23 protein-coding genes are annotated in these 25,383 nt (G+C 62.9%); 4 read left to right on the forward strand and 19 right to left on the reverse strand.

All coding sequences use genetic code 11. The features are described 5' to 3' along the window. Window positions 1-21 precede the first annotated feature (21 nt). From AC097O_RS17260 to AC097O_RS17300, 9 genes are all read right to left on the reverse strand, one after another. Window positions 22-792 (reverse strand): SDR family NAD(P)-dependent oxidoreductase, encoded by a 771-nt coding sequence (locus AC097O_RS17260; protein ID WP_479594136.1) that lies wholly within the window; start codon window positions 790-792, stop codon window positions 22-24. 42 nt (window positions 793-834) lie between these two features. Next, window positions 835-1,893: a phosphotransferase family protein gene (locus AC097O_RS17265; RefSeq protein ID WP_479589210.1), complete on the reverse strand. Its 1,059-nt coding sequence runs from the start codon at window positions 1,891-1,893 to the stop codon at window positions 835-837. Next, window positions 1,890-3,176: an acyl-CoA dehydrogenase family protein gene (locus tag AC097O_RS17270; RefSeq protein ID WP_479594137.1), complete on the reverse strand. Its 1,287-nt coding sequence runs from the start codon at window positions 3,174-3,176 to the stop codon at window positions 1,890-1,892. Before AC097O_RS17270 ends, AC097O_RS17265 begins: the two co-directional genes overlap by 4 nt. Before the next feature lie 15 nt (window positions 3,177-3,191). Beyond that, the gene (locus tag AC097O_RS17275) at window positions 3,192-3,929 is read right to left on the reverse strand and encodes an SDR family NAD(P)-dependent oxidoreductase (RefSeq protein WP_479594138.1); all 738 of its coding nucleotides are present in this window, start codon (window positions 3,927-3,929) and stop codon (window positions 3,192-3,194) included. Window positions 3,930-3,952: 23 nt separating this feature from the next. Then, a complete protein-coding gene (locus AC097O_RS17280) occupies window positions 3,953-6,175 on the reverse strand; it encodes a CoA transferase (RefSeq protein WP_479594139.1) in 2,223 nt (740 codons plus the stop codon). A 12-nt stretch (window positions 6,176-6,187) separates the two neighbouring features. Then, window positions 6,188-7,153 (reverse strand): Bug family tripartite tricarboxylate transporter substrate binding protein, encoded by a 966-nt coding sequence (locus AC097O_RS17285; protein ID WP_479594140.1) that lies wholly within the window; start codon window positions 7,151-7,153, stop codon window positions 6,188-6,190. Window positions 7,154-7,226: 73 nt separating this feature from the next. Then, window positions 7,227-8,237 (reverse strand): fumarylacetoacetate hydrolase family protein, encoded by a 1,011-nt coding sequence (locus AC097O_RS17290; protein WP_479594141.1) that lies wholly within the window; start codon window positions 8,235-8,237, stop codon window positions 7,227-7,229. Continuing rightward, on the reverse strand, window positions 8,234-8,731 hold the full coding sequence (locus AC097O_RS17295; RefSeq protein ID WP_479589618.1) for a bacteriohemerythrin: 498 nt from the start codon (window positions 8,729-8,731) through the stop codon (window positions 8,234-8,236). Before AC097O_RS17295 ends, AC097O_RS17290 begins: the two co-directional genes overlap by 4 nt. Then, window positions 8,731-9,426 carry an SDR family NAD(P)-dependent oxidoreductase gene (locus tag AC097O_RS17300; RefSeq protein ID WP_479594142.1) on the reverse strand — a complete coding sequence of 232 codons (696 nt, stop codon included), beginning with the start codon at window positions 9,424-9,426 and terminating at the stop codon, window positions 8,731-8,733. The genes AC097O_RS17295 and AC097O_RS17300 overlap by 1 nt, the downstream gene beginning before the upstream one ends. A 158-nt stretch (window positions 9,427-9,584) precedes the next feature. Between AC097O_RS17300 and AC097O_RS17305 the strand changes: the two genes are divergently transcribed. From AC097O_RS17305 to AC097O_RS17320, 4 genes are all read left to right on the forward strand, one after another. Continuing rightward, on the forward strand, window positions 9,585-9,998 hold the full coding sequence (locus AC097O_RS17305; RefSeq protein WP_479594143.1) for a Zn-ribbon domain-containing OB-fold protein: 414 nt from the start codon (window positions 9,585-9,587) through the stop codon (window positions 9,996-9,998). Further along, the gene (locus tag AC097O_RS17310; protein WP_479594144.1) at window positions 9,995-11,185 is read left to right on the forward strand and encodes a thiolase family protein; all 1,191 of its coding nucleotides are present in this window, start codon (window positions 9,995-9,997) and stop codon (window positions 11,183-11,185) included. Before AC097O_RS17305 ends, AC097O_RS17310 begins: the two co-directional genes overlap by 4 nt. Window positions 11,186-11,342: 157 nt before the next feature. After that, on the forward strand, window positions 11,343-12,632 hold the full coding sequence (locus AC097O_RS17315; RefSeq protein ID WP_479594145.1) for an MFS transporter: 1,290 nt from the start codon (window positions 11,343-11,345) through the stop codon (window positions 12,630-12,632). Next, entirely contained in the window at window positions 12,623-13,861 is a 1,239-nt protein-coding gene (locus AC097O_RS17320; RefSeq protein ID WP_479594146.1) for an NAD(P)/FAD-dependent oxidoreductase, read from the forward strand. The genes AC097O_RS17315 and AC097O_RS17320 overlap by 10 nt, the downstream gene beginning before the upstream one ends. A gap of 42 nt (window positions 13,862-13,903) precedes the next feature. Here AC097O_RS17320 and AC097O_RS17325 read toward each other — a convergent pair whose 3' ends face one another. The 10 genes from AC097O_RS17325 to AC097O_RS17370 form a co-directional block, all read right to left on the reverse strand. Continuing rightward, window positions 13,904-14,413 carry a DUF1993 domain-containing protein gene (locus AC097O_RS17325; RefSeq protein ID WP_479594147.1) on the reverse strand — a complete coding sequence of 170 codons (510 nt, stop codon included), beginning with the start codon at window positions 14,411-14,413 and terminating at the stop codon, window positions 13,904-13,906. A gap of 7 nt (window positions 14,414-14,420) precedes the next feature. Then, window positions 14,421-15,251 carry an SDR family NAD(P)-dependent oxidoreductase gene (locus AC097O_RS17330; RefSeq protein ID WP_479594148.1) on the reverse strand — a complete coding sequence of 277 codons (831 nt, stop codon included), beginning with the start codon at window positions 15,249-15,251 and terminating at the stop codon, window positions 14,421-14,423. A 13-nt stretch (window positions 15,252-15,264) separates the two neighbouring features. After that, on the reverse strand, window positions 15,265-16,083 hold the full coding sequence (locus tag AC097O_RS17335) for an enoyl-CoA hydratase/isomerase family protein (protein WP_479594149.1): 819 nt from the start codon (window positions 16,081-16,083) through the stop codon (window positions 15,265-15,267). A 20-nt stretch (window positions 16,084-16,103) separates the two neighbouring features. After that, window positions 16,104-17,069: a VOC family protein gene (locus AC097O_RS17340; RefSeq protein ID WP_479594150.1), complete on the reverse strand. Its 966-nt coding sequence runs from the start codon at window positions 17,067-17,069 to the stop codon at window positions 16,104-16,106. Window positions 17,070-17,120: 51 nt separating this feature from the next. Then, a complete protein-coding gene (locus tag AC097O_RS17345; protein WP_479594151.1) occupies window positions 17,121-19,550 on the reverse strand; it encodes an efflux RND transporter permease subunit in 2,430 nt (809 codons plus the stop codon). After that, window positions 19,547-20,731 carry a WD40/YVTN/BNR-like repeat-containing protein gene (locus tag AC097O_RS17350; protein WP_479594152.1) on the reverse strand — a complete coding sequence of 395 codons (1,185 nt, stop codon included), beginning with the start codon at window positions 20,729-20,731 and terminating at the stop codon, window positions 19,547-19,549. Before AC097O_RS17350 ends, AC097O_RS17345 begins: the two co-directional genes overlap by 4 nt. Further along, window positions 20,728-22,092 carry a DUF1329 domain-containing protein gene (locus tag AC097O_RS17355; RefSeq protein ID WP_479594153.1) on the reverse strand — a complete coding sequence of 455 codons (1,365 nt, stop codon included), beginning with the start codon at window positions 22,090-22,092 and terminating at the stop codon, window positions 20,728-20,730. The genes AC097O_RS17350 and AC097O_RS17355 overlap by 4 nt, the downstream gene beginning before the upstream one ends. A 25-nt stretch (window positions 22,093-22,117) precedes the next feature. After that, on the reverse strand, window positions 22,118-23,833 hold the full coding sequence (locus AC097O_RS17360) for a DUF1302 domain-containing protein (RefSeq protein ID WP_479594154.1): 1,716 nt from the start codon (window positions 23,831-23,833) through the stop codon (window positions 22,118-22,120). 292 nt (window positions 23,834-24,125) lie between these two features. Beyond that, window positions 24,126-24,566: a nuclear transport factor 2 family protein gene (locus AC097O_RS17365; RefSeq protein WP_479594155.1), complete on the reverse strand. Its 441-nt coding sequence runs from the start codon at window positions 24,564-24,566 to the stop codon at window positions 24,126-24,128. Window positions 24,567-24,569: 3 nt separating this feature from the next. Then, window positions 24,570-25,379, reverse strand: a complete 810-nt coding sequence (locus AC097O_RS17370; RefSeq protein ID WP_479594156.1) for an SDR family NAD(P)-dependent oxidoreductase — start codon at window positions 25,377-25,379, stop codon at window positions 24,570-24,572. Between the last annotated feature and the right edge of the window lie 4 nt (window positions 25,380-25,383).

Consider the following 25,383-nt stretch of genomic DNA (forward strand, 5'->3'; position numbering starts at 1 on the left):
GAGTTTTTTTTGGGGGGGGTATCAGGGGATCATCAAACCGCCATCGACGGCGAGCGTCTGGCCGGTGATGAAGTGGGCACCGTCGCTGACCAGAAAGACCAGCACCGGGGCCATGTCGTGGTCGGGGTCGCCCAGGCAGCCGCCCAGGGGGATCAGCCCGGCCATCATGTCGTCGTGGGCCTTGAGCTGGGCCTCGTCCAGGCGGGCGCGAAAGCTCTCGTACATGGGGGTCCACATCGCCGGGGCCACGGCGTTGACGGTAATGCCGTACTTGCCCCATTCCTTGGCGGCGGTGCGCGTCCAGCCCAGTACCGCCGCCTTGGAGGCCGAGTAGTGCGCCAGGCCCGGCACGCCCATCACCCCGGCGGCCGAGGCGAAATTGATGATGCGGCCTCCGCGCTCCCGCAGGTGGGTGAAAGCGGCCTGGTTGGTGTTCAGTGTGCCGCGGGCGTTGACGTTGAACATCAGGTCCCAGTCCTCCTGGGAGATGCTTTCGGCGGGCGCCTTGCGTTCCACACCGGCAATGTTCACCAGTGCGTCCAGCCCACCCAGCAAGTCCACGGCGGCGGCAAACACCGCTTCAACCTGCTGGCGGTCGCTGACATCGCAGTGCAGGTAGTGCGCCTGGCCCGGCCCGGCCTGGGTGGCCGCCTGGGCCAGGCTGTGGCCGGCGGCATCGGCCACATCCAGCCCCACCACCTGGGCACCTGCGGCCACAAATGCCTTGACGGCGCTGGCCCCGATGCCGCTGGCCGAACCGGTCACGATGATCCGCTTAGCTTGGATGTCCATCCGTATCTCCTTGTAAATCCATGGGAAAGTGCCGCCCTGCCCTCAGGCAAGCTGGGCAATCAGGGTCTTGGCCTGGCTGAAAAGCCGCAGCGCCGAGGCATGGTGCTGGCGGCCCAGTTCGGGGGGCGACTGGCCTGCGCACGAGCGGGCGTAGCTGCCTTCCAGCAAGATGCCCAGCTTGAAGCGCGCCAGCACCACGTACCAGTCCATCGCCGACAGGTCGCGGCTGCTGCGAGCGGCGTAATAGGCCAGTAGTTCGTCGGCCATGGGAAAGTTGCGCCAGGGGGTGACGCGGATGGTGCCCGCGCCCTGCCCGCTGGCATCGGGCCAGGTGGCCAGCAGCCAGCCCAGGTCCAGCAGCGGGTCGCCCACGGTGGCCAGCTCCCAGTCGATCACAGCGGCAATCTCGCCCGCGTCGGGGCGAAACATCACGTTGGCCAGGTGAAAGTCGCCGTGCAGAATGCCGGTGGGGGACGGCTCTGGGCGGTTGGCCTCTAGCCAGGTGGCCACCTCGGCCACGCCGGGCAGGGACGACGGCCCCGGCCAGCCCGCCAGCCCCTGATAACTGTGCAACTGCTTTTGCCAGCGCGCCACCTGGCGCTCCAAAAATCCCACGGGCTTGCCGAAACCGCCCAAGCCCACCGCCTGCGGGTCTACAGCACCCAGTTGCAGCAGCACATCGACCATCGCAAAGCCCATGCGGCGCTGCACGGCGGGGGTGTTGGCGTGCAGTGCGGGCAGCGGCTTGGCAGAGGCGTTGAAGCCATCCACTTGCGACATCAGGTAAAACGGCGCGCCCAGCACTTTCTCGTCCAGGCAGGTGGCCAGCAGCCGGGGGTGCGGCACGGGCGTGTTCGCCAGCGCACCTAGCACCCGTGCCTCGCGGGCAATGGTGGCCCACACTTCCGGCTTGGCATGGAGCGCAGAGCGGCGCAGCACATACACCTGCGCACCGCGCTGGAAGCGCAGCAAGATGTTTTGCGTGCCGCCCACCAGAGGCACCGCATCGGTAATGCGGCCACCCGTCTCCAAAGACTGCGCGTCCATCCATGCGGTCAATCGGTCCAGATCCACGGCGACCTGCCATGCCAGATTGGTCATTCGGCCACCGCCTGCAACTGGGCTTGGTACTTCTGCTGCGCCAATGCGGCGGCGGTAGGCCGGTGGTAGGCCGGGAACAGCTCTTCGCAGGCGGTGTATTCGTGCAGGTGCTGCTTGGCCACGGTGATCTTGTGCACCTCGGTAGGGCCGTCGGCCAGCCCCATCTGGAAGGCACGCGACACCATGCCCGCAAACGGCATTTCAGACGAGGCACCGATCGAGCCATGGATGTGCAGCGCACGCGCGGCGATGTCGTGCAGCACCTTGGGCATGGCGGCTTTGACGGCGGCAATGTCTTTACGCACTTTTTGGTAGTCCTGGTATTTGTCGATACGCCAGGCGGTGCGCATGACCAGCAGGCGGAACTGCTCCAGCTCGACCCAGGAGTCGGCAATTTTTTCCTGCACCATTTGCTTGTCGGCCAGCAGGCCACCCTGGGTGGTGCGCGATAGGGCCCGCTGGCACAGGGCATCAAACGCTTTTTGCGCCAAGCCCAGGGTGCGCATGGCGTGGTGCACACGGCCACCGCCCAGCCGCACCTGCGCCACGGAAAAGGCTTCGCCCGACGCGCCCAGCATGTGGTCGGCGGGCACGCGCACCTGGTCCAACTGCAGATAGGCATGGGTGGCGGCAGGCTCATCGGCCATGCCGACGTTGCGGATGATCTCCAGCCCCGGCGTGCCTGCGGGCACGATGAACATCGACATGCCCTTGTAGACCGACACCGCAGGGTCGGTAATCGCCATGACAATGAAAAAGTCGGCGTAGCGCGCGTTCGAGGCAAACCATTTCTGCCCGCTGATGACCCAGTCGCCGCCGTCTTGCACCGCCTTGGTGGTGAGCACCTTGGGGTCGGCCCCGCCTTGGGGTTCGGTCATGGCAAAGCACGACACGATGTCGCCCGCCAGCAGCGGGGTGAGGTAGCGCTGCTTCTGCGCCGGGGTGCCGTAGTGCGCCAGAATTTCGGCATTGCCAGAGTCGGGTGCCTGGCAGCCAAACACGATGGGCGCAAACAGCGCGCGGCCCAAAATCTCGTTGATCAGCGCCAGCTTCACCTGGCCATAGCCCGGCCCGCCCAGTTCGGGGCCTAGATGGCAGGCCCAGAGCTTGCGGTCCTTGACCTGCTGCTGCAAAGGCTTGACCAGCAGGGTAAACAGCGGGTCGTGGATGTTCCACGGGCTGCCCAGCACGTATTCCAGCGGCTCCACTTCTTCTTGCACAAATTGGGCAATCCAGTCCAGCTCCAGCTGGAATGCGGGGTCGGTTTCAAAGTCCCAAGACATGGTGTTGTTCCTTCTTCAAGCCAGCAACATGCCGCCGTCGACCAGCAAGGTCTGGCCCAGCATGTAAGCCGACAACGGTGACGCCAGGAACAGCGCCACACCGGCCATGTCCTCGGGCGTGCCCAGCCGCCCCAGCGGGATGTTGCGCAGGGCACCCTCCAGGCGCTTGGGGTGGGCGGTGGTGATACGGGTCAGTTTGGTATCGACCAGGCCGGGCGCAATGCCGTTGACCCGGATGCCGTCGCGCGCCCAGGCCTCGCCCAGCGTGCGGGTCAGGCCGAAAGCCCCGGTTTTGGAGGCGTTGTAGGCCGGGTTCCCTCGGGTGGAATGGAAAGCCGCCGCCGAGCTGACGATGACCATGCTGCCCTGCGCTGCCTTCAAGGCCTCGAAGCACTTATCGGCACAGACCATCAGGCTGGTCAGGTTGACGTCCAGCACCTTCTTGAAGCCTGCGGCCTTGAACTCTTGTTTGTCGTAGAGCACGATGCCCTGGGCCTGTACCAGCACGTCCAGGCGCTCAAAAGGCAAGGCGCATAGCTCGATCTGGCGGGCATCCGACACATCGACTTGCGCGTAGTGCAGACCGTCCAGTTGGGAGCCGGGCTCATCGGCGTAGTCGGCTGCGCTGGCCCGGGTGCCCCAGACATGCACCACCGCGCCCTGGGCCAGAAAAGCGCGGGCGATGCCGTTGCCAATGCCGCTGGAGCCGCCCACCACCAGAACCGTCTTGCCGGAAAAATCCAATGCATCCATTGCGTGTGTGTCCCTGTGTGTGTTCAAAGTTTGGTGATGCCCTGCGCCGCCAGCGCGTCCACCGCCGATGCGGAAAACCCCAGCATGGCCAGCACTTCGCGGCTGTGTTCGCCCAAGGCGGGAGGTGCGCGGTGCAGCACCAGCGGCAGATCGTCAAAATCCCACAGCGCGCCCACCTGTTGCAGCGCACCGTACTGGGCATGCCGGTAGTGGGTGTGCAGGCCGCTGGCGGCGTGTTCGGCACTGTCGAGGAAGGCCTCGGCTTGGTTCTGCAACGCGGGTTCGCTGGGTACGCCCGCCGCCGACAACGCGGCCAGCGCGGCAGCGATGTCCTGAGCGCCGAGGAAGGCCACGGGGTCGGGGCCGGTTAATTCGGTGAAGGCGGTGATTTCTGCCGGGGTAACTGCGGCCACGGCAATCCAGCCGTCCGCCACGCGGTACAGACTGTGGGTAGGCGACACGCCGAGCTGGTCGGCATCCAGGTGCGCCATCGGGCTCAGGCTGCCGTCGGGCAGCACCACGGTTTCGCTTGCGGTCAGCAGCATCGCACCCAGCAGGGACGAGGCTACGGCCTGGCCTTTTCCGGTGCGGTGGCGCTGGTACACCGCCAGCAGCAAGGCAAATACCGACGACAGCCCGGCCAGGTAATCGCCCACGCCAAAGCGCAGCCACATGGGCGGGTTGCCCGCGCCACCACTCTCCCCCTCCCAGCCGCACGAGGCCTGCATCAACTGGTCGAAGCCCGGCCAGTCGGCGCGGGGCCCGGTGGCACCGTAGGAGCTGACATGGGCACACACCAGTGATGGTTTGAGCGCACAGAGCTGCTCGGGCGCAATGCCCAGCTTGCGGGCCGCTGGCATGCGCACGTTGTGGTGCACCACGTCGGCCCAGGCCACCAGGGCTTCCAGCACGGGCTGGGCTGCGGGTGTGCCCAGCTTCAAGGCCAGGCCGCGCTTGCCGCGCTGGGTACCAGCGAATACGCGTTCCAGCCTGCGCATGGCATCGCCCGCAGGCGGCTCCACCTTGATGACATCGGCGCCCAGGTCGGCCAGCACCATGCAGGCAAACGGCCCGGCCAGGTAGGCACCCAGGTCCAAAACTTTCAGGCCTTGCAACGGAGCCAAGTTCGAAGCCGCTGCGATAACCGTCGGGGTAACCGGTGCAGTGCCCGCCCAAGTCGCGCCGTCTGGCACGGAACCGCGCACACGGGCGGGCGGGTCCACCACATAGGCGGGGCCGGGTTGCAGGGTGCGGCCCAGCAGTACGTCTTCTACCGGCACCACGTAGCCATTCAATTTCGCCTGTGCATCACCGTAGATTTCGCCAAAAGGCGCGGCGATCTGCGCCGACACATCGTGGGCCCAGAAATGTTCGACCCAGTCTTGTGCGGGGCGGGTGGCCATGATGGCCTTGTTGGCCCCGAAGTTCGGGGCCACATGGCTGGGCGGCCAGAGCGCGTTGGCACGGGCGACTTCGGCGGTGCCCATGGCCTGCAGGCCCTGCGCCATCCACGGTGCGGCATCCGGTGAATAGTGCACATGCACCCAGCGGCCATCGGCGCACTGGTGCAGCGGAATGGGGGTGGTTTTGTCCAGGCCCTTGGCAAACGCGGGGCTGGGCCGCTCGGCACGCGCCCAGTGCATGGTCATGGCCACCAGCCCGGCCTGGGCCAGGCTGGTATGGGCGACCCCGCCGCGGCCACCATCGCGGTCGCGGGCGATCAGCCGGGCCATCACACCCACGGCGCAGAGCCAACTGGCGATCCAACTGGCAAATGGCATGCGGATAAACACCGGGCCGGGCCGGTGGCCGGGCTGCTCGTCCAGCAGGCCCAGGCGCGCCAGCACCAGGGTTTCGTGCACCGGCGCATCGGCCCGGGCATGGCGGCGCGGCCAGCCGCCGATGGAGGCGATGGTGAGCGCCGGGTAGCGGACCTTGAGGGCAGCGTCGTCCAGCGCCAATGCGGCGGCTTGCGAGGGCGTGAGGTCGTGCACCAGCACGTCGGCGGTAGCCAGCAGGGCGGCCAAATCTGCGGGGATTTGCAGGTCCAGGGCCACGCGCTGTTTGCCCCGGTTGAGCACCCGCAGCAGGACTTCGCTGTCGCCATGGCCTGGCCGTATCACTTTCAACACTTCGGCACCCGCTTCAGACAGGTACAGCGCCGCAGCACTGCCCGCCAAACCCGCAGCTAGATCGATCACCCGCAGGCCGTGGAGGATGCCGGGTACAGCGATGGAAGTTGGCACTGGAAGCTTCCCTTACTCTGGCTGGATACCAGCCGCGTGGATGATGCGGCCCCAGGCGGCGCTTTCCTGGGCCTGGAATTTCGCCAACCCGCCCAGGGGCAGCAGGTACTCGGAGGTGCCCCAGGCCTGGTAAGAGGCTTTCACATCGGGGGCCTTGACGGCCTGGGTCAGCAGGCGGTGCAGTTGGGCCACCACCGCAGCCGGGGCGCGGGCAGGCAGGTAGGCGGCCAGCCAGAACCCGATGTCCATGCCCTTGACACCGGCCTCTTCAAAAGTGGGCAAGGCGGGCGCAAACGCACTGCGCTGCAGATCGGTAACCCCGATGGCGCGCAGGCGGCCCGAGGCCACATGGGTCCAGGCGGCATAGTCGGTGAACATCATGTCGATCTGGCCACTCACCAGGTCCGGGGTGGCCGCCGCACCACTGCGGTAGGGCACGGCCAGCAGCCGGACCCCTTGGGTTTGTTGCAGCACCTCGGCGGGCAGGCGGCCGGTGATGCTGGTGTAGCCGAAGGTGTATTTATTCGGGTCTTTGCGCAGCAACCGCAGCAGCTCGTCCACGGTATGGACGGGCAGCTTTTGGGCGTTGACGTAGAGGTACATCGGTCCTTTGGCCAAGGTGGTCACAGGGGTGAAATCGGCCACCGGGTCGTAGGGCAACTTCTTGAAAACATAGGGGTTGCCGGTGAAAGCCACATTGCCCGTGACAAGAACCGTGTGGCCGTCGGCAGCCGCGCGGGCCACCGTCTGCGCGGCCAGCACCGAGCCCGCGCCGGGCTTGTTCTCCACCACGGTAGGGACACCGGTTTCCTGGGCAATGGCACGGGCGATAGCGCGCACAAACACGTCGGGGCCTGCGCCTGCGGTGAACGGCACGACGAAGGTGATGGCCTTGGTGGGATAAGTTTGGGCGCTGGCGGCGCAGCCCAACGCCACGGCCAACACGGTGGCCGCTGCCCGCAGCGCTGGTAACTTCACCAGACTTCTTGCAAGAATATTAAGCATTAAATTGGCAGATAGCGCTTATTCCATAAGCACGAGATGCTATAAATTACATAGTAATGGTGGAGGTATCAGGCCGTACGATGCGGCTGCGCAATATGCCGATGCCTTCGACTTCCAGCTCCACCACGTCGTTGGGCTTGAGAAAGCGCATCTGCTCCAGGCCGCAACCGTTGCCCACGGTGCCCGAGCCCAGGAATTCGCCGGGGTACAGGGTTTCAGAACGGGATATGTGGGCGATCACGTCTTCGAACTGCCAGCGCATGTCTTTGGTGTTGCCACGGCCCCACTCTTCACCGTTGATGCGGGCGATCATGGTCAGGTTGTAGGGGTCTTCGATTTCATCCACAGTGACCAGGCAGGGGCCCATCACGTTGGCGGTGTCAAAGTCTTTGCCCTTGGCGGGGCCGAGCATGCCGCCCATCTCGATGGCCTGCATGTCGCGGGCGCTGATGTCGTTGAAGATGGTGTAGCCGTAAATGCTGGCACGGGCCTGGTCGCGCGACACGTCTTTGCTGCGCTTGCCGATGTAGCAGCCAAATTCCAGCTCAAAGTCCAGCGCTTCGCTGTAGCTGGGCCAGACCACGTCGTCGTCCACGCCGATGGTGGCAAAGCGGTTGCACTTGTAGTAGATGGGCTGGCGGTTGAAGATGTCGACCACGCGGTCGTCGGCGCGGGTGTTCATGGCTTTGAGCGCGGCCTCGGGGTCGGGCGAGCGCAGGGCGCGGGTCTTGCGGGCAGCGGCAAAGCTTTGGCGCAGGTGCAATTCAAAGCACGAACAGTCACGCATCTGGATGGGTGGCTGAATAGGAGCTAGCAGCTTGACGGCACTGCGGGCACGCACGGCCTCGGCGGGGGCGCGGGCCAGCAGGGCTTTGGCCTCGGCCAGGGCATCGTCGCCGCCTTCGATCAGGGTTTGCACACTGCCCAACAAGGCCAGGCCGTCGCCGCCGCGTACCACCTGGCTAGCATGGCGCAAATCCAGAATGGCCTGGTCAGCCTCAAACAGGGCACCGGCGCGCTGGATGCCGTCGCTGCCTTGGAACGTAACGAGTCTCATGGGTGGGCTTTCGAGGAAATAGACGAGGAAATTGAAAAAGGCGTGTCGGGCTGGGTGGCACCACGGCGCAGAACCACCGGCGTGCCGCCGTGGCTGCGCTTGTTCATCCACTGCGACAGGGATGCATCCATGTAGTCGGCATGGCCTGGAAACCAGTCGGCCAGCGCCTGGGCCAGATCGCGGGCGACCTGGGTGGGCGTGCCTTGGCGCAGCAGGGCATCCACCTCGCGCACCGAGGCCAGCACGGCGGCATGTTCGTCGGCGTGGCACTGGGCGGCAGGAAAGTTGCTGCTGTCCATCCACTGCTGCTCTTCATCAAAATGGCGCACGGCGTGCTGCTCGAAGTCGGCCAGGCGCGCCAGCAGATCGGCGTCGGCGGCGGATTGCAGGGCGGCGACGCAGTCCACGAATTCACGGTGGGTGCTGTCCATGGCGGGCAGGCCGAGCAAATAGCTGTCGCGCCAGGCCATCACGGGCGGGGTGCTCTGGGCCATCACACCCTCCCGGCCACGGGCAGGCAGGCGCCGGTGACGGCATTGGCATCTTCGGACAGCAAGAACGCAATGACGCCGCTGAGCGACTGGGTCGACACCCAGCGGGCCACATCGGCATCGGGCATGTCGGCGCGGTTGGCGGGGGTGTCCAGAATGCTGGGCAGCACCGCGTTGACGTTGATGCCCCGGTCTTTAAGCTCTTCGGCCAGCGACTCGGTCAGGCGGGCCACACCGGCTTTGGAGGCCGCGTAGGCGCCCATGCCCGCACCGGCTTTCTGGGAGGCCAGCGCACCCACGTTGACGATGCGCCCGCTGGGCTGACGTAGCAGATAGGGCAGCACTTCGCGGCAGGCGATGACCGCCGTGCGCAGGTTCATGGTGTACATGCGGTCCCAGGTGTCTATGCTGCCGCCTTCCAGGGTTTCCCATTGGAAGCCGCCCGCCACGTTGACAATGGCATCGATACCGCCCAGTGCCTGTGCAACTTGCGCAAAAGCCGCTGCCGCACTGGCGGGTTCGCCCAAGTCAACGCTGCCGACGACCAGCTCAGCACCCGCAACCTCCGCGTGCGCCGCCCGGTCCACCAGGGCTACACGGGCACCGCGCGCAGCCAGTTCGGCCCCCACGCTGCGGCCCAGCACGCCCAGGCCGCCGGTAACAATGACTCTGAGGGGAAGGGATGATTTTTGCGACATGGTCGGTCTCCATTGCGTGTGGGAACTGCCCTGGCGGTGGCCAGAAGCTCTGCGAATCTTCTAATTTAATACACTTTCAATGATTCTGTTCATATATTAAACTAAACCACCCGGCAACATTCACCCGATAAACGCCTAGTTTTTACAGATTGCAGCCCATGACGCGAAAGCTTCCCCTACTGACACAAGAGACGGCACCGTTCTGGCAAGGCGGGGAACACGGCCAACTGAACATCTGCTTTTGCAGCGGCTGCCAGCGCTACTTCCACCCCCCTGCCCTGCTGTGCCCGCAGTGTTTGTCGTTCGAGGTGGGGCCCCGGCCCGTGTCGGGCAAAGGCACGGTGGTGAGCTTTACCGTGAACCACCAGGCCTGGGTTCCCGGCCTGCCCGTGCCCTATGTGGTGGCCATCGTGGAGCTGGCCGAACAGGCCGGGCTGCGCTTTGTGAGCAACATCGTGGGCGGCTCGGTGGACGACGTGGCGATCGGCATGCCGGTGCGGGTGACTTTTGAGCAGATTGAAGATGTGTGGATACCGCTGTTTGAACGCGACAACGCAAAGGATGTGGCATGAACGAGCGCCTGTTTGAAAAGAATGTGGCCATCACCGGGATCGGCCAGTCCGAGGTGGGCCGCCCGTCCAAGCTGTCGGCCATGCGGCTGAGCGTGGATGCCGCGCTGGAAGCGATTGCCGATGCGGGCCTGCAGCGCAGCGACATCGACGGCATTGCCTGCTGGCCCGGCGACAACGACAACGGCAACTCTTTCTCGCCGGTCGGCCCGAACGCGCTGATGAGCGTGCTGGGCCTGAAGGTGAACTGGTACGGTGCGGGCTACGAGGGCCCAGGGCCCCTGGCGGGGCTGATCAACGGTGCCATGGCGATTGCGTCGGGCATGTGCAAGCACGTGCTGGTGTTTCGCACCATCACCGAGGCCAGTGGCCGGCTGAAAAACAAATCGGCCAGCGCCCTGACCAACAAAACCGTGGGCCGCGACAGCAGCTACTTTTGGCAGTGGTACACGCCGTTCAACGTGATGTCGGGCATCAACCTGATGGCGCTGTACGCGCAGCGCCACTTCCACGACTACGGCACCACGCCCGAGCAACTGGCCCAGATCGCCATGACCTGCCGCGCCAACGCCATGCTGAACCCCAAGGCGGTGATGCGCGCGCCCATGTCCATGGACGACTACATGGCCTCGCGCATGATCTCCAGCCCCTTGCGCATGTTTGACTGCGACGTGCACTGCGACGGCTCCACCGCCATCATCTTGTCGCGGGTGGATGCCGCGCGTGACAGCCCCAACCCGCCCATCCGCATCGAGGCCATTGGTTCGGCGTTGCACCAGCCCTGGTCGTGGGACCAGATATCGCTGACGGAGATGGCCTGTTTTGACGTGGGCCGCATGATGTGGTCGCGCACCGACCTCAAACCCAAGGATGTGGGCTGCGCCCAGCTCTACGACGGGTTCTCCATCCTGCCCATGCTGTGGATGGAAGGCCTGGGCCTGTGCCCTCGCGGCGAAAGTGGCCGCTTTGTCGAAGGTGGCCAGCGCATTGCGCGCGACGGCCAGTTGCCGATCAATACCAATGGCGGGCAACTGTCTGGCGGGCGCACCCACGGCCTGGGCTACATCCACGAGGCCTGCACCCAGCTGTGGGGGCGCGGTGGCGCGCGCCAAGTGGCACCGCACCAGGTAGCGATTGCCGCCACCGGCGGCGGGCCTCTGGGGAGCAGCGTGCTGATGGTGAAGGAGTAGGTCACCTCTGCGCAGCCTAGGGCAACTACTGATGGCTTGCAATTAATCTGTATGTAGAATTATTTTCTACATGTGGAATTATTTGCATGGGTAAGCGGATGGTCATCGCATCCTGCAACATCGCTTGCCTACGCACATTCCACCAAGGAAGTTGCCGATGTCTGCACCCCACACCTCGCCCTCCATGGGGATTGACCTGACCGAGTTTCGCCGCAGTTGGCGGGTGGTCGTGCTGGCCATGCTGGGCCTGGGGGTGGCGGCCAATGCGTCCATGCTCTACGCATTTGGCGCGCTGGTGATCCCGCTGCAAACCGAGTTTGGCTGGAGCCGTGGCGACTTGCAAACTGCCGTGAGCTTTCTGTTTGGCGGTGCGGTAATCGCCGCCCAACTGGCAGGCTGGCTGAACCACCGCTACGGCATGCGCCGCGTGACGGTGGTGTCCTTGCTGTCACTGGCGCTGGTGTTTGCCATGATGACGCAGCTCGGCCAGTCGATCTGGTGGCTGTACGCCATGTTTGCCCTGCTGCCGATTGCCGGTGCGGGCACGATGCACATCACCTGGACGCATTTGGTCAACCTTTGGTACGAGCGCAACCGGGGCTTGGCCTTGGCGCTGATGCTGTCGGGCACGGGGCTTTCTGCCACCTTTATCCCCGGTGCCGTCACCTGGGCTGTGGAGCGTTGGAACTGGCAGGCGGCTTTTGTTCTGCTGGCTTTGCTGCCGCTGGTGTTTGTGTTACCCCTGGCGCTGCGCTGGATGGAAACGCCGCAGAGCAGAAAAGCCGCCACGCTTGCAGCGGCGGCCACGCCGGTCCCGGAAGTCGCGGGCATGGAATTCAAGGAAGCCATGGGTTCGGGCCGATTCTGGACGCTGAATATCGCGCTGGCGGTTTTCGTCGGTGCCATGGTGGCCATGGTCAGCAATACCGTGCCGTTGCTGCGCGACAAAGGCTTGAGCGCCGCCGAAGCCAGCCAGATTTTTGCGGGCTTTGGCTTGTCTTTGATTGGTGGCCGGGTACTGGTGGGCTATCTGATTGACCGCCTGTGGGCACCGGGTGTGGCTGCTGTGGCGCTGACCATGCCTGCGCTGGGTTGCCTGCTGCTGTCTGGCAGCAGCGTGGAGCAGACCGGTTTGCTGATGCTGGGCACCGTGCTGGTCGGCATTGGCACCGGGGCCGAATTCGACATCGCCGCCTACCTGATTTCGCGCTACTTTGGCATGCGCGCCTATGGCCGCTTGTTTGGTGTGCATGCCAGCCTGATCACGGTGGCATCGGCCCTGTCGCCGTGGATGTTTGGCCAGCTCTACACGGCCACCGGTAGCTACACCGCCATGCTGACGATCTGCGGTTTTATCTTTTTGATTGCGCCGCTGTTGCTGCTGCCGCTGGGGCGCTACCCCCAATTTTCACTTCTGAACCTCACCAAAGAACAACCATGCCACTGAACCATGTCGTCATCATCGGGGCGGGCCAAGCGGGTTACCAGACCGCTGCGTCGCTGCGCCAAGAAGGCTTTACCGGCAGCATCACCCTGGTGGGCGACGAGGCCGGTGTGCCCTACCAGCGCCCGCCACTGTCCAAAGCCTATCTACTGGGCAAGGTAGGTGCACCCGCGCTGCGCTTTCGGCCACCAGAGTGGTTTGACCAGCAAACCGTCACCCGCATCCACAGCAGCGTGACGCAGATCGACCGCGCCGCCCAAACGATCACGCTGGCCAACGGCGAACACCTTGCCTACGACCACCTGGTGATGGCCACCGGCGCGCGCAACCGTGTGCCGCCCATCCCCGGTGCCGATCTGGACGGCGTGTTTGGCATCCGCACCCTGGCCGATGCCGAGGCACTGGCTCCGCGGGTGGGCACGGCCAAACATGTGGTGGTGATAGGCGCAGGGTTCATCGGCCTGGAATTTGCCGCCGTGGCCGCCGCCAAAGGCGTGACGGTGCACGTAGTGGAAATGGGCACCCGCCCCATGGCCCGCGCGCTGTCCACCCACATGTCGCAACTGTTCAACGAAGCCCACCTGGGCTGGGGCGTGAAGATGGACTACGGGCAGACCATCTCGCAGATCACTGGCACCGACGGCAAGGTGACGGGCGTAACAACCGGCAGCGGCCAGCACATTGCGACCGATCTGGTGGTCTATGGCATTGGCGTGGTGCCTAACGCCGAACTGGCCGCGCAGGCAGGCCTGGCGGTGCACAACGGCATCCGCGTCGATGCGCACCTGCTGACCAGCGACCAGGCGATCTCGGCCATTGGCGATGTGGTGAGCTTCCCCAGCCCGCACACGGCCAGCCCCATCCGCCTGGAATCGGTGCAAAACGCGGTGGACCAGGCCCGCAACGTGGCCGCACGGCTGATGGGCAAACCAGTGGCCTATGCCGCACTGCCCTGGTTCTGGACCGACCAGGGCGATTTAAAGCTGCAAATCGCCGGTTTGTCGGATGGCCACGACCACAATGTGATGCTGGGCACGCCCGAGAGCCGCCAGCTCAGTGTGCTGTGCTTCAACCAGGGCCGTTTGGTGGCGGTAGAGTCTTGCAACCGCCCTGCCGACCATATGGCAGCCCGCAAAATTCTGGCCCGCAAGTTGCCGTTGACCCCGGAGCAGGCATCCGAGCCGGACTTCAACCTCAAGGCTTACGAGGCATCCATTCCCGCTGTTGCATAAAAAAAGGGCCGAAAGGCCCTTTTCTATGTCTGCTTGTTAACTTCAGTGGATGCCCAGGAAGTCGGCCTTGCCCACATCCACACCCGCCTGGCGCAACAAGGCGTAGATGGTGGTGGCATGGAAGAAGAAATTGGGCTGCGACCAACGCAGCACAAACCCAGGCGCGTCAAAGGTCAGAGCGGGTTTGCCGCGCTGGGGCACCACGACCTCCGCGGGCGGGTTGGCATCGACCTGCTCAGGGGTAAAAGACTCCAGATAGCCAATGGTGTGCTCCAGCCGCTGGCGCAAGTCCTGCAAGTTGGCATCCTGCTGCTCCAACTTGGGGGCCTCGCTGCCGGTAAGGCGAGAAACACCCATCTTGGCTACTTCACAAGCCACCATCACCTGGGTGGTGAAGGGCAGCATGTCGGGTGCCAGGCGCATGGGCAGATAGTTGGCGCTGTCAAACGGCTTGGCCGTGGCAAATGCCTGGGCTTTGTCCAGCCACAGCTGTATGTTTTTCAGCATGTGCACGTAGTCGCGCACAACGATGGAATGCAAGGGAATGCTCATAAAGGTCTCAGAGTTTGTTGTTGCCCATGCGTTCAAAGAACTGGCGCATGGGGACCAAAGATGGCGCGTGGCTGGTGAAGCCGCCGTCGGCCACCATCGTGTGCCCCGTGACAAAAGACGATTCGTCGCTGGCCAAGAAAGACACCACATCGGCGATCTGGCGTGGGCTGCCCAGGGCCGGGGTCAGGTGCTGGTCGAGCAAGATCTGCTTGATCTCTTCGGGCACTTCTTTTTGCGCATGGTCGTTCAGCACAAAGCCGATCACGATGGCGTTGGACCGTATGCCCTGCTTGCCATACTGCGCAGCCACCATGCGGCTCAGCGATAGCAGCGCGGCTTTGGAGCATGCATAGGCCGTGAGCGAGGCATCGCCCATCACGCCAAAACCCGAAGAGTTGTGGATGATGGAGCCGCCACCGGTTTGGAGCATGTGCGGAATGACGTGCTTGCAGCACAGCATGGCCCCGCGTGCATTCACGTTCATCGACCGGTCCCAGGCCTCGATGTCGACGTTGCAGACATCGCGGTCGGCGTGGCGGGTTTTGGTGTCGAGCGCAGCAGCGTTGTTGAGCAGAATGTCGATGCGGCCCCAGCGCCCGGCCACTGCCGCGGCCATGGCTTTTACATCGTCTTCCGAGGCCACATCGGTCTTCACCGCCATGGCCTGGCCACCTAGCTGCTCAATCGCGGCAACCACCGCTTGGGCGGCAGCCAGGTGGATGTCGGTCACGGCCACTTTGGCACCCTGGGCGGCCAAAACCTTGGCGCATTCGGCACCCAGGCCGTTGCCTGCACCGGTGACGATGGCGACCTTGCCTGCCAGCTTGTGGGGATTCATTTCTTGGGCCATCTCAGAGCCCCACAAACTGGGGAGCCCGCTTCTCGCCAAATGCGAGGGCAGCTTCTTTGACATCGCGCATGGGCACCAGCAGCGAAAACAGCTCCAGCTCCAGGTCCAGGCCGCTTTTCAGGTCCACTTTGCTGGCAGCCCGGGCCGCCTGCTTGACGAATAGGGTGGCCATCGGTGGCTTGGCGGCAATACGCAATGCCAGCGCCCGCACCTCATCCACCAAAGCCTCACCGGTGCTGGAAATGCGACTTAGCAGACCGATAGCCAACGCCTCCTGGGCAGTCATGCGTTCACCGGTAAGCAAAATGTCCATGGCACGGCCTGCGCCGATCAAACGCGGCAGCCGCTGGGTGCCACCGCCACCAGGAATCAGGCCCAAGCCGGTTTCGGGCAGCGAAAACACCGCTTCCGGCGATGCGAAACGGATATCGCAAGCCAGTGCCAGCTCTACACCGCCACCCATGCAAAAGCCATGGAGCGCAGCAATCACCGGCTTCTCGATACTGTCCAGCGCTTCAATCCAGCGCGCTTTTTCCATGCGGCGGCGCACCTGGAGCGAGGTTTCTTCACCCCGGCGTTCCTTGATGTCGGCCCCGGCGCAGAAGCCGCGCTCGCCCTCGCCCCGGATCACGATCACGCAAATGGCGGGGTCGGCATCCAGCTCGGCCAGTGCTTTGGGCACACCGGTGCGGATGTCGTCGTTGATGGCGTTGATTTGCCGGGGGCGGTTCAGGATGACCCAACCGATGGCCCCTTCGCGCTCCACACGCACCGCCGGCTCCGCACAGTCCACCGCGAAAGAGGCTACTGCTGTTTTCATGGTCATGGTTTCCATGGAATTTAGAGCTCGTGAAACTCAAACAACTGGCCACGCACTTCGGTGGGGTCAATACGGATCAAGGACTTGCCACCAACGGCTTCGGAGGACTCGATCCAGGTGAAGCGGGTGCCGCGTGAGCGCAGGTCTTCGGCCTTGGCCGCCAAACCATGCACCGCGATGCGGATGTAGTACGGGCCAGGGCCCCAGGAATGCAGGTAGATGCCAGCATCGCTGTTCCAGCGGGTGGCTTCAATCACTTCCAGCGACGCACTGTTGGCCAGGCCAAACTTCATCGTGGCCTTGCGGTAGCCTTCTTGCGCCAGGGCCTGCACCGGGCCACTGGGTTCCCAGTCCAGATGGGCAGACACGCGGCGCAAGGTTTCGTCCAGATCCCGCACGATATAACCACGCGCCGAAACACGGATCATCTGGCCCGGCTCGGGGTTGGGTACCTGGGGGGCGGGAACCGAGAAGGTATCGGCAGGCAGCTGCAAAGGCTCGTTGCACATCACCTCGATGCACAGGCCACCGTCTACAGAGGGCTCGTAGCGTGGGTCTTCCGGTGTCACACCCAGCCACAGGCGGTCAAAAGGCATGTCGGGCGTGCGCTGGGCCAATCGAAAGCGCAGCTTGCGGCGCACCAGCTTGTCCACCAGGGCCGAAAACCGGTCACTGGGCAGGGTCAGCACGATGGAGTGCGTGAGCATCGGGCGGTGCTCGCCCTGGTAGGTCTTCAGGCTCTCCAAAAAGTCGTGGAACATCGGGTCGCCGTGGTTGGGCTTGTCGAGGTGCCACTGGGGCTCTACCCGGGTCGGTGAAATCGCCAGAGACTTGTGCACCCGCAAGAAGTGCGCAATATAGGGATGGTCTTCAAAGGCCTGGCGCCAGCGGGGGTGGCTATGGATGCCCAGCTTGGACACCAGCAGTTCGGTCATGCCGTCCGGATCGGACACCATCATGTCGGCACTTAATAGCAAATCAAACAATTGATTTCTCCAGTCATTCAAATAAGGTTTATGGCTTGGTTGCGGTGCGGCTTACAGCGCGGCAGCCGCAGGCTTGGCTTTGGGATTCAGCAAAAAGTACGACAGCGCCGGGATCAGTACCAGGGCACCGACCATGTTCCACAGGAACATGAAGCTCAGCAAAATGCCCATGTCGGCCTGGAACTTGATGGGCGACCAGGCCCAGGTGATCACACCCGCAGCCATCGTCAGCCCCACCAATGCCACCACGCGGCCGGTGAAGTCCAGTGAGCGCCGATACGCTTCGGTCAGCGATGCGCCGCGCTGCTGCATGGCCAGTTGCACACTCAGCAGGTACAGCGCGTAATCCACCCCCACGCCCACACCCACGGCAATCACCGGCAGTGTGGCGACTTTCAGGCCAATGCCCAGCCACACCATCAAGGCCTTGCACAAAATGGTGGTGATGATGAGGGGAATCATGGCCACGATGGTGGCGCGCAGGCTGCGGAAGGTCAGCAAACACAGCAAGGCTGTTGCGCCATACACCGCCAGGTACATCTTGATGACACCGCGCTCCACTTCGATATTGGTGGCGGCCTCAATGCCCGCACTGCCTGCAGCCAGCAAGAAACGTGTGGGCCGCTCTGCGCCTTCGGGCGAGTTGTAGCGGTTGGCAAAGTCTTCGCTGACTTTGAGCACGCTGGAGAGCGTGTCGGCCTTGTGGTCGCTGAGGTAGGCAATCAGGGGCGACACCGAGCACTTCTGGTTGGTGATGTCGGGCGATGAAATCATCGCTGCCGATACCGCCGCATTGGTAATTGCCTGGTCGCGGCTGATGGTGAGCCACTTGCCGCTGCCTTCTGACAAGCCTGCGGTGATGAAGCGTGTCATGTCGGCCATCGAGTTGGTGGCCTGCACGCCCGGGGTCTGGCGCAAGGCCAGCGCCAACTGGTCCATCAACTGCAGCGAGTCGTAGTAGCGGCAGCCGTCTTCATCGGTTTTCATGATGACCACGAACTGGTCGCTCGACAAACCGTAGTGCTGCGTGATGTAGGCGTTGTCGCGGTTGTAACGCGACTCTGCACGCAGCTCAGGCGCGCCAGGGTCCAGGTCGCCAATGCGCAGGTCGCGCATCACCCACACGCTGACCAGCGTGAGCACTGCGGCCACCGAAATGGCGGCAATCGCGCCCTTGCGTTCCGTGAGCAGGTCCAGGCCGTTCCAGATACGTGCCAGCAGGCCGTGGCCCTGCTCGGTATCGCGGTCTTCCACCAAAGCGCGCCGCGCCGCCGCAGGGTCCACGCCGATGTACGACAGGGTGACAGGGATGAGCACCAGCTTGGTAAAGATCAACACGGTGACACCGATGCTGGTGGTGATGGCCAGGTCGCGTATCACCGGAATATCGATGATGATCAGCACGGCAAAACCCACAATATTGGTCAGCAGCGCCGTCAAACCCGCCATGAACAAGCGCCGGAAGGTATAGCGGGCCGCAATGTACTTGTGCGTGCCGCGCCCGACATCTTGCAAGATGCCGTTCATCTTCTGCGCACCGTGCGACAAGCCTATGGCGAAAATCAGGAACGGAACCAGGATGGAATACGGGTCGAGCTCGTAGCCCAGCAGGTGCATCAGCCCCAGTAGCCACACCACACCCGCCACTGCAACCGTGACCAACAGGATGGTGCTGCGCAAGCAGCGGGTATAGAAGTACACAAATACAGCCGCTACCGCCACCGACACGCCGAAGAACAGCATGACCTTGTGCATGCCCGCGATCAGGTCGCCCACGATCTTGCCGAAGCCGACAATATGCACCCCGACTTTGTCGCTCTCGAAGGAGCGGATCTTTTCCTCCAGGGCTTTGGAGAATTCACCGTAATTGAGTGGCTGGCCGGTCTGCGGATTGATTTCCAGCAGCGGCGTGACAATCATGGTGGACTTGAGATCGTTGGCCACCAGGCTGCCCACAATGCCGGCCTTGGAGATGTTGCCGCGCAGCTTGTCGATGGACGCGGGTGTACCGCTGTAGTCGGACGGCATCACAGGCCCGCCCATGATGCCCTCCTCCGTAACCTGGCGCCAGCGCACGATGGGCATCCACAGCGACTTCATCCAGGAGCGGTCTACACCGGGGATCAGGTACAAGGCATCGTTGAGCTTGCGCAAGGTCTCCAGGTAGTCTTTGTCGTAGATGTCGCCGGTCTTGTTTTCGACAACGATACGGATGGTGTTACCCAGGCCTGGCAGCTCTGCCTTGTTGTCCAGGTAGTTGCGGATGTAGGGGCTGGACGATGGAATCATCCGCTCAAAGCTGGCGTTGACTTGCAGGCGCGAGGCAAAGTAGCCCAGAACCACCGTAGCGATCAGGCACAACAGCAGCATGGGCACACGGTTGTTGAAAATAAAACGTTCCAGCAGGTTTCCGGACCGGCGATCGAAATCGCGCAGGTCCTTGATCACCGGCATGGCGGGGTTACCGATGTGGCCGCTCATTTTGCTATATCTTTCATAGTGGCATCTGCAGGTGCGATGGGCGCAAGAGGGGTATTTGCTTCAATGTTTACCGACTTCACACCTCCCATTTGGGCCAACAAAATACCGCGCGCGCCATTCGACACCGCGCCCAACACTTCACCAGCGACCGATGTTTTGACAGCCGTACTGGTACGCAGGTCTGCCGACACAGCCAGCACATGCCCTGCCTGCGACACCAGCATCAGTTGCTTGTCGGGCATGGAGACTGCGGCCACCAGGTTGTCATCTACACCGGTTTCAATCTTGGTCCAGGCTGCGCTGGGCTCGGTTTGGGCGTAGGCATTGCCACGCAGCCCAAAAGCCACCAGGCGCTGGCCTTGCACATCCAGGCCAAAATAGGTGCCGGTGTAAGGGGTTTCAACTTTCACAAACCGGTTGGCGGTGGTGTCCAGGCGGAGCAGGAGGCCCTGCTCACCTGCGATATAGCGTTGTGTCTCGTCGCCAGTGACCGCATACAGGTGGAAGCGGCGCTCGTTGTCGAGTCGCTCGATCCAGGGTTTCCACTGCTTGCCACCGTCGGTGGTGCGCAAAATCAGGCCGAAAGCTCCGACCAGGTAGCCTTCGTTGGCGTTGGCAAACCACACATCCAGAAACGGCGAAGGCAGCGCGTCGGGTGTGGCGGACTGGGCGACCGAACGCTCTACCTCGGCAGACATGGCCACCGCTGTCTCGTCGCCCGCCTTGGCGCGGGAGGCATAGGTTTCACGCAACAGCGCCAGCACCGAGCGGCCATCCAATACTTTTTGCCAGGTGGCACCGCCATCGCTGGTGCGCAATGCCACGGCATCGTGCCCCACCGCCCAGGCGTTGGTCGCGTCCGTGAACTTGACCGAAACCAGGTCGGTACTGGAAGGGGTGGCCACCTGCTTCCAGGTGGCGGCACCATCCACCGACACCAGAATCAAGCCCCGCGGACCCACGGCAATCAGGTGGTCGCCATGGCGGGCAACACCGCTGACGATGCCCTTGAGCGCAAACGCTGAGGGCTGCGTCGGCGTATCCAGCAGATCGGGCAGGCCGAGCCGCTGGACCGCCGACACGGCTCCGAACGTGATGGCCACACCTGCCAACAGCAGGCTGGCCAGCAGCGCGCGGGACCGCATCGCCACAGGGTTCTTGGTGACGGAGGACCGGGTCACCGTGCTGTCTCGCGCGCCACGATTGCTTCAGGATTCAACTCGCGCTCGGTTTTTGCCTTGGCGGGAATCTGGTAGCCGCCGACCGTCACGTCATTGGTGTAGGCGTATTGGCCCTTGTTGAAGTCATAGATGACCTGGCGCACAGCCCATGGCAATTTCTTGTCATACAGGTTGATCATGCCGTTGAACATGGTGCGGTACAGCGCGCCATTCTGGTCATAAGCGTCGTAGTTGGCAGCGCCGGTCATGTCTTCGTCAAAGTAGTAGATGCGCTTGGAGTAGGCATGGCGCATACCGGCTTTCAGGGTGGCTTCAATCACCCACACGCGGTGCAGTTCCCAGCGCTCGCAGGCCGGATTGGCAAACTTGGGCAGCAAGGCCATTTCGGGGGCCGGGCACTCGAACACGTTCTTGTACGAGTTGTAGGGCAGGTACATCTCCTTCATGCCGGTCAGCTTGAAGTCGAAGCGGTCCATCTTGCCCGAGAACACAAACAACTCGTCGAACAAGGTCACGCCGCCCATGCTGGCCACCGGTGTGTCATAGGCGAACTCAGGCGACTGCTTCACGCGGCGCTGTCCGGGGGTGTAGCTCCAGGCACGGCGTGGCTTGTCCACCGGATCCACGTAATCCACCAGGCCCGTGGCTTCACCGGCCTTGCGGGCGGGAGCCTGGGTCACGGAATACACGCGCCAGGCCATGGTCGGATCGCGGTCGTCCAGATCGGTCTGGTACCACACGCCGTCGGTCAGGGTTTGCTGCTGTGCGGTCATGGTGGGCTTACCCGCAGAGTCGATCACCCAGGAACGCGAGGAACTGGTGGTGATGGCGGTGTCACCCTGGTAGCGCAGGGACTGGTTCCACATCACTTCCTGGCCATTTTTAGGAATGGGGAATGGCAAACCGCCACGGCAGGCCGTATCCACTGCCAGACCATCCTTGGTCAGGTTGCAGGTGGTCGCGTTGCGTACGGTGGCTTTGAGCACTTTGTCGGGGTACGACGCAGAGCGGCGGCTGGGATAAATGTCCAGATAGTAGGTGGGGTTTAGCTTCATCACCTGCATCTGCCCTTCGCTGAGCTTGCTGGCGTATTGCTGCATGTTCTTGGAGTCAATACGGAACAAGGGCTTGTCGGCCTTGTACGGGTCGGCCCACGCGCCGCTACCGGGCTTGAAGTCTGCAGGCGCGGTTGCACCGCCGGTATAGGCCGGGATCGATCCGTCCGCATTACCTGCTTTGATGCCGCCGAACTCCGTCAGTGTGGTGCCGAGCTTCTTGGCCTCTTCGGCAGAGACCGCTGCGAACGCAGGGGCTGCCAAGGCGACGAGTGCCGTTGCACAGAGTGTTGTTTTCAGTGTCATGGTGAGTCTCTGTTATGTGGGGTTTTTAGAACGAGGTCTTGTAGGTGAAGACAAGCCAGCCGCGGTCTGTTGCGCCAATGGCGCTGCCAGCGGCACCGCCACCAGCCAGCTGGGTTCCAGCTGCGTTGTACTTGCTTGGCGCACGGCTGTCCGAGTAGCGCAGCGAGAATTCGTGTTTGCTCTGGTAAGTCATTTTTGCCCCTACCGACCAGCCCAGCACGCCCTCTGCACCGCCGCTGCCGGAAGGCGCGACACCTTTGATGCCGTAGTTGACGGTCATGGGCAGGTCCAGATCCCAGGATGGGAGGATGCCCAAATACTGTGGCGTGAAATTGACCGCCATCTGCAGGAAATCGCGGGTTGAGCAGTAGTCGGACTTGTCACCCGGGGTATTGGCGGCAGCCCCCACCTTGGTGCAAGCCAGCGCGCCGCTCGGGTCACGAACCAGGTTGCCTTCGCCGCGGTACAGGGCTTCGTTGGCCGTCACCTTGTGCAGCCTGCTGTAAGCCAGTTCAGCCACCAGGCTGCCGGTATCCCACATGGGGGTCTTGGGCAGCAGATAAACACCGTTCACCACCGCATGCAGCGTGTCGCCGCGTGCGCCGGTGTCTTGCTGGTTCATGCCGGCGTAGTTGGAAAATGAGGCTTTGGAGTTGAGGTGTCCGTTCTGGCGGTACGACAGCTCAGAGCCAAAGCTCACCGGGCCGATGGCGCGGGCAAAGCTCACGCCCAGCAGCTTGACATCTTGCGGGTATACAAAGCGAAACTGTCCAGGGGCATTGAACTGGATGCCGGTCTCGGGGGCATAGTCGTTGAACTGGCGGTAGTACACGCCAAAGGTCGAGTTGATCTGCTCCACATTCATCCGAGCGCTCAGACCCCAGTTGCCACGCTTGGACGGCTCCATCGGCCTGGCCTTGTTGAACGCCGTGCCAGGAGCCACGCCCAAACGGTCCACATTGGGTGCGGTGTCGGCGCCCATCAGGTAAGTGCCGCCGTTGGGCGCACGCAGAGGTTTCCAATCCAGTGCGTACTGGCCGGCAATGGTGATGTCGCTGGTGACCTGCGCCTTGAACGACAACTGGTTGACAGGCAAGAACACTTCCTTGGTTTCGATGCCAGGGCTGCTAACGGCTTTTTGGCCATCCACGGGTGCCTGCGAGTAAGAAACCGCATGTGCGCCCAGCAGCAAGCCCTCGCCCCAGACGATGGAGTGGCGACCCAGCTTGACATTCACCGGCACCACGCCCAGGTTGAAATTACTCCAGACAAACGCATCGAGAAACTCGGCGGATGGTCCGTTCACATAGCGTGAAACCGTATTGTTGTACTGGTTGTTGAAGTAGCTGGTAGGAATGACACCACCGGCGGCCGGGCTTGTCACACTGTGGTTGTCATAGGCTTTGTCGTACCAGGCCGATCCGCTCAAGCGGGCACCAAACAAGCTCTTGTAGTTGACGTCCACTTCGCTCAGCAGGTCAAGCCGGTTGGTCACGATGTCATGCTTTGCGAACTTGGCATCGGACTCGTCGTAGGAAACCGAGTTGAGGATGCGCGAGTCCTGGGCTTCCATGCGCGTGCCGAGGTTGTAGCGCACCGTGTTATCCCAACGGATAGTGACATCGGGGTTGCCAGAGTCCACCTCGAAGGCCATGGCCCCAGAACTGCAGACAGCGGCCACTGCGGCAAACAGCGCGCCTTGGCGAAATTGCGCTTGCGCGCTGGCTTTTTTCCTGGTCATCGTCTTATCTCCGTCCTGGTGGTGGGTTACCGGTCTACCAGGCATGGAGCTGAGTTTGCTCCTTGCCGTCCGACATCAAATTCTTGCTTCTTTTTGCCCTACAAATTCTGTAAAGCGAATTGAATTCTGTATTAAAAATAAAAAGTTGTTACTCTCGTTTCTACTTAGGCTGCTTTAAAAGCAACATTTACCGGCAGAACGGGGTTGTAAAGTGGCAGCGGCGGCCCCTGCAAAAACATGTTCAGAGAGGGGCCGGTGCAGAAAGCGGACCGAATGGCCGCCGAAATATCGTTCAGTGGGAGCCTGGCTGGCCCTCCAGGCCCGACAGCCGGGCGGGATCGGCACCGGTTTGGCGCGACAGGTCGTAGGTATCGAAATATTCGCGCCAGGACGTAATGAGCCCATCGGCATCCAGCTCGAACATGGCCATCAGGGCGTGGTCCACGGTTTTGCCATTGCGGATGAAGTGGTCCAAGCGCTCAGTGGCTACCAAGGTATCGGTGGACAGCATCTTGACGATGCCGCAACTGGGAAACGACACATAGCCCAGTTGCCGGTGGATCTCGGTACGGATGGCATCGCGCCCGGTAATGACCGGCCCGCCCGGTATATACAGCGCCCAGTGGCCATTGGGGGCGAACATGGAGGTAATCTTGTCCACATCGGTCACGCGTTCGCCGTCTCCCCATGCCGCCAAAAATTCCCGCACGATAGCTTCCTGCTTTTGTCCCATTTTTCAAGCTCCTGTTGTGAGTAAATTGCGAACCACTTGCACGTACGGCACGGTGCAGCTCATGCCGCCGTCCGAACGCATCAGCGTGCCGTTGATATAGGCGGACTCGTCGGATGCCAGGAACAGCGCCAGCGACGCAATGTCGTCTGGCGTACCCAGGCGGGGCACGTTGTGCAGCTCCAAAAACGCGGCATCCATGGCCGGGTTGGCCCAGGCCTGCTGGGCGGGCGTCTGGATCACGCCCGGCAAAATGGCATTGCAGCGTATGCCCTGCTTGCCAAAGGTGGCGGCAATCGTCTGTACGTACCAGTTCACCATGGCCTTGGAGCCACCGTAGCTGAACTGCGCCACATCGCCACCCAGCGAGCTGGTGGACGAAGTGAACAGAATCGAGCCACCGCCCTGGCGCAGCATGTGGGGAATCGCCATGCGGCTGGCCAGCACACCACCCAGCACGTTGACGCGCACCACATCGAAGAAGCGTGCGCTGTCAAAGGCCAGAAAGTCCTTGTCGGCCTTGCCCTTGCCAGAGGTATTGACGGCGTTGTTGTAGAGGATGTCGATGCGGCCGAAATGCGACACCGTGCGTTCCACCATGGCTGCCAACTGGTCTTCTTGCCCAACGTCCACCGCCATGGCCAGCGCCTGGCCGCCAGCGGCTACTATTTCTTGCACCACGCCGTCGGCGGCCTCCCCGCGCAGGTCGCTCACCAGTACGCACGCGCCTTCGCTGGCAAAGCGCAGGGCGGTGGCCCGCCCAATCCCACTGCCTGCACCGGTAATGCAGGCCACCTTGTCTTTCAGTCTGTCCATAGTT

The organism is Rhodoferax sp. LS1P39 (assembly GCF_056521425.1).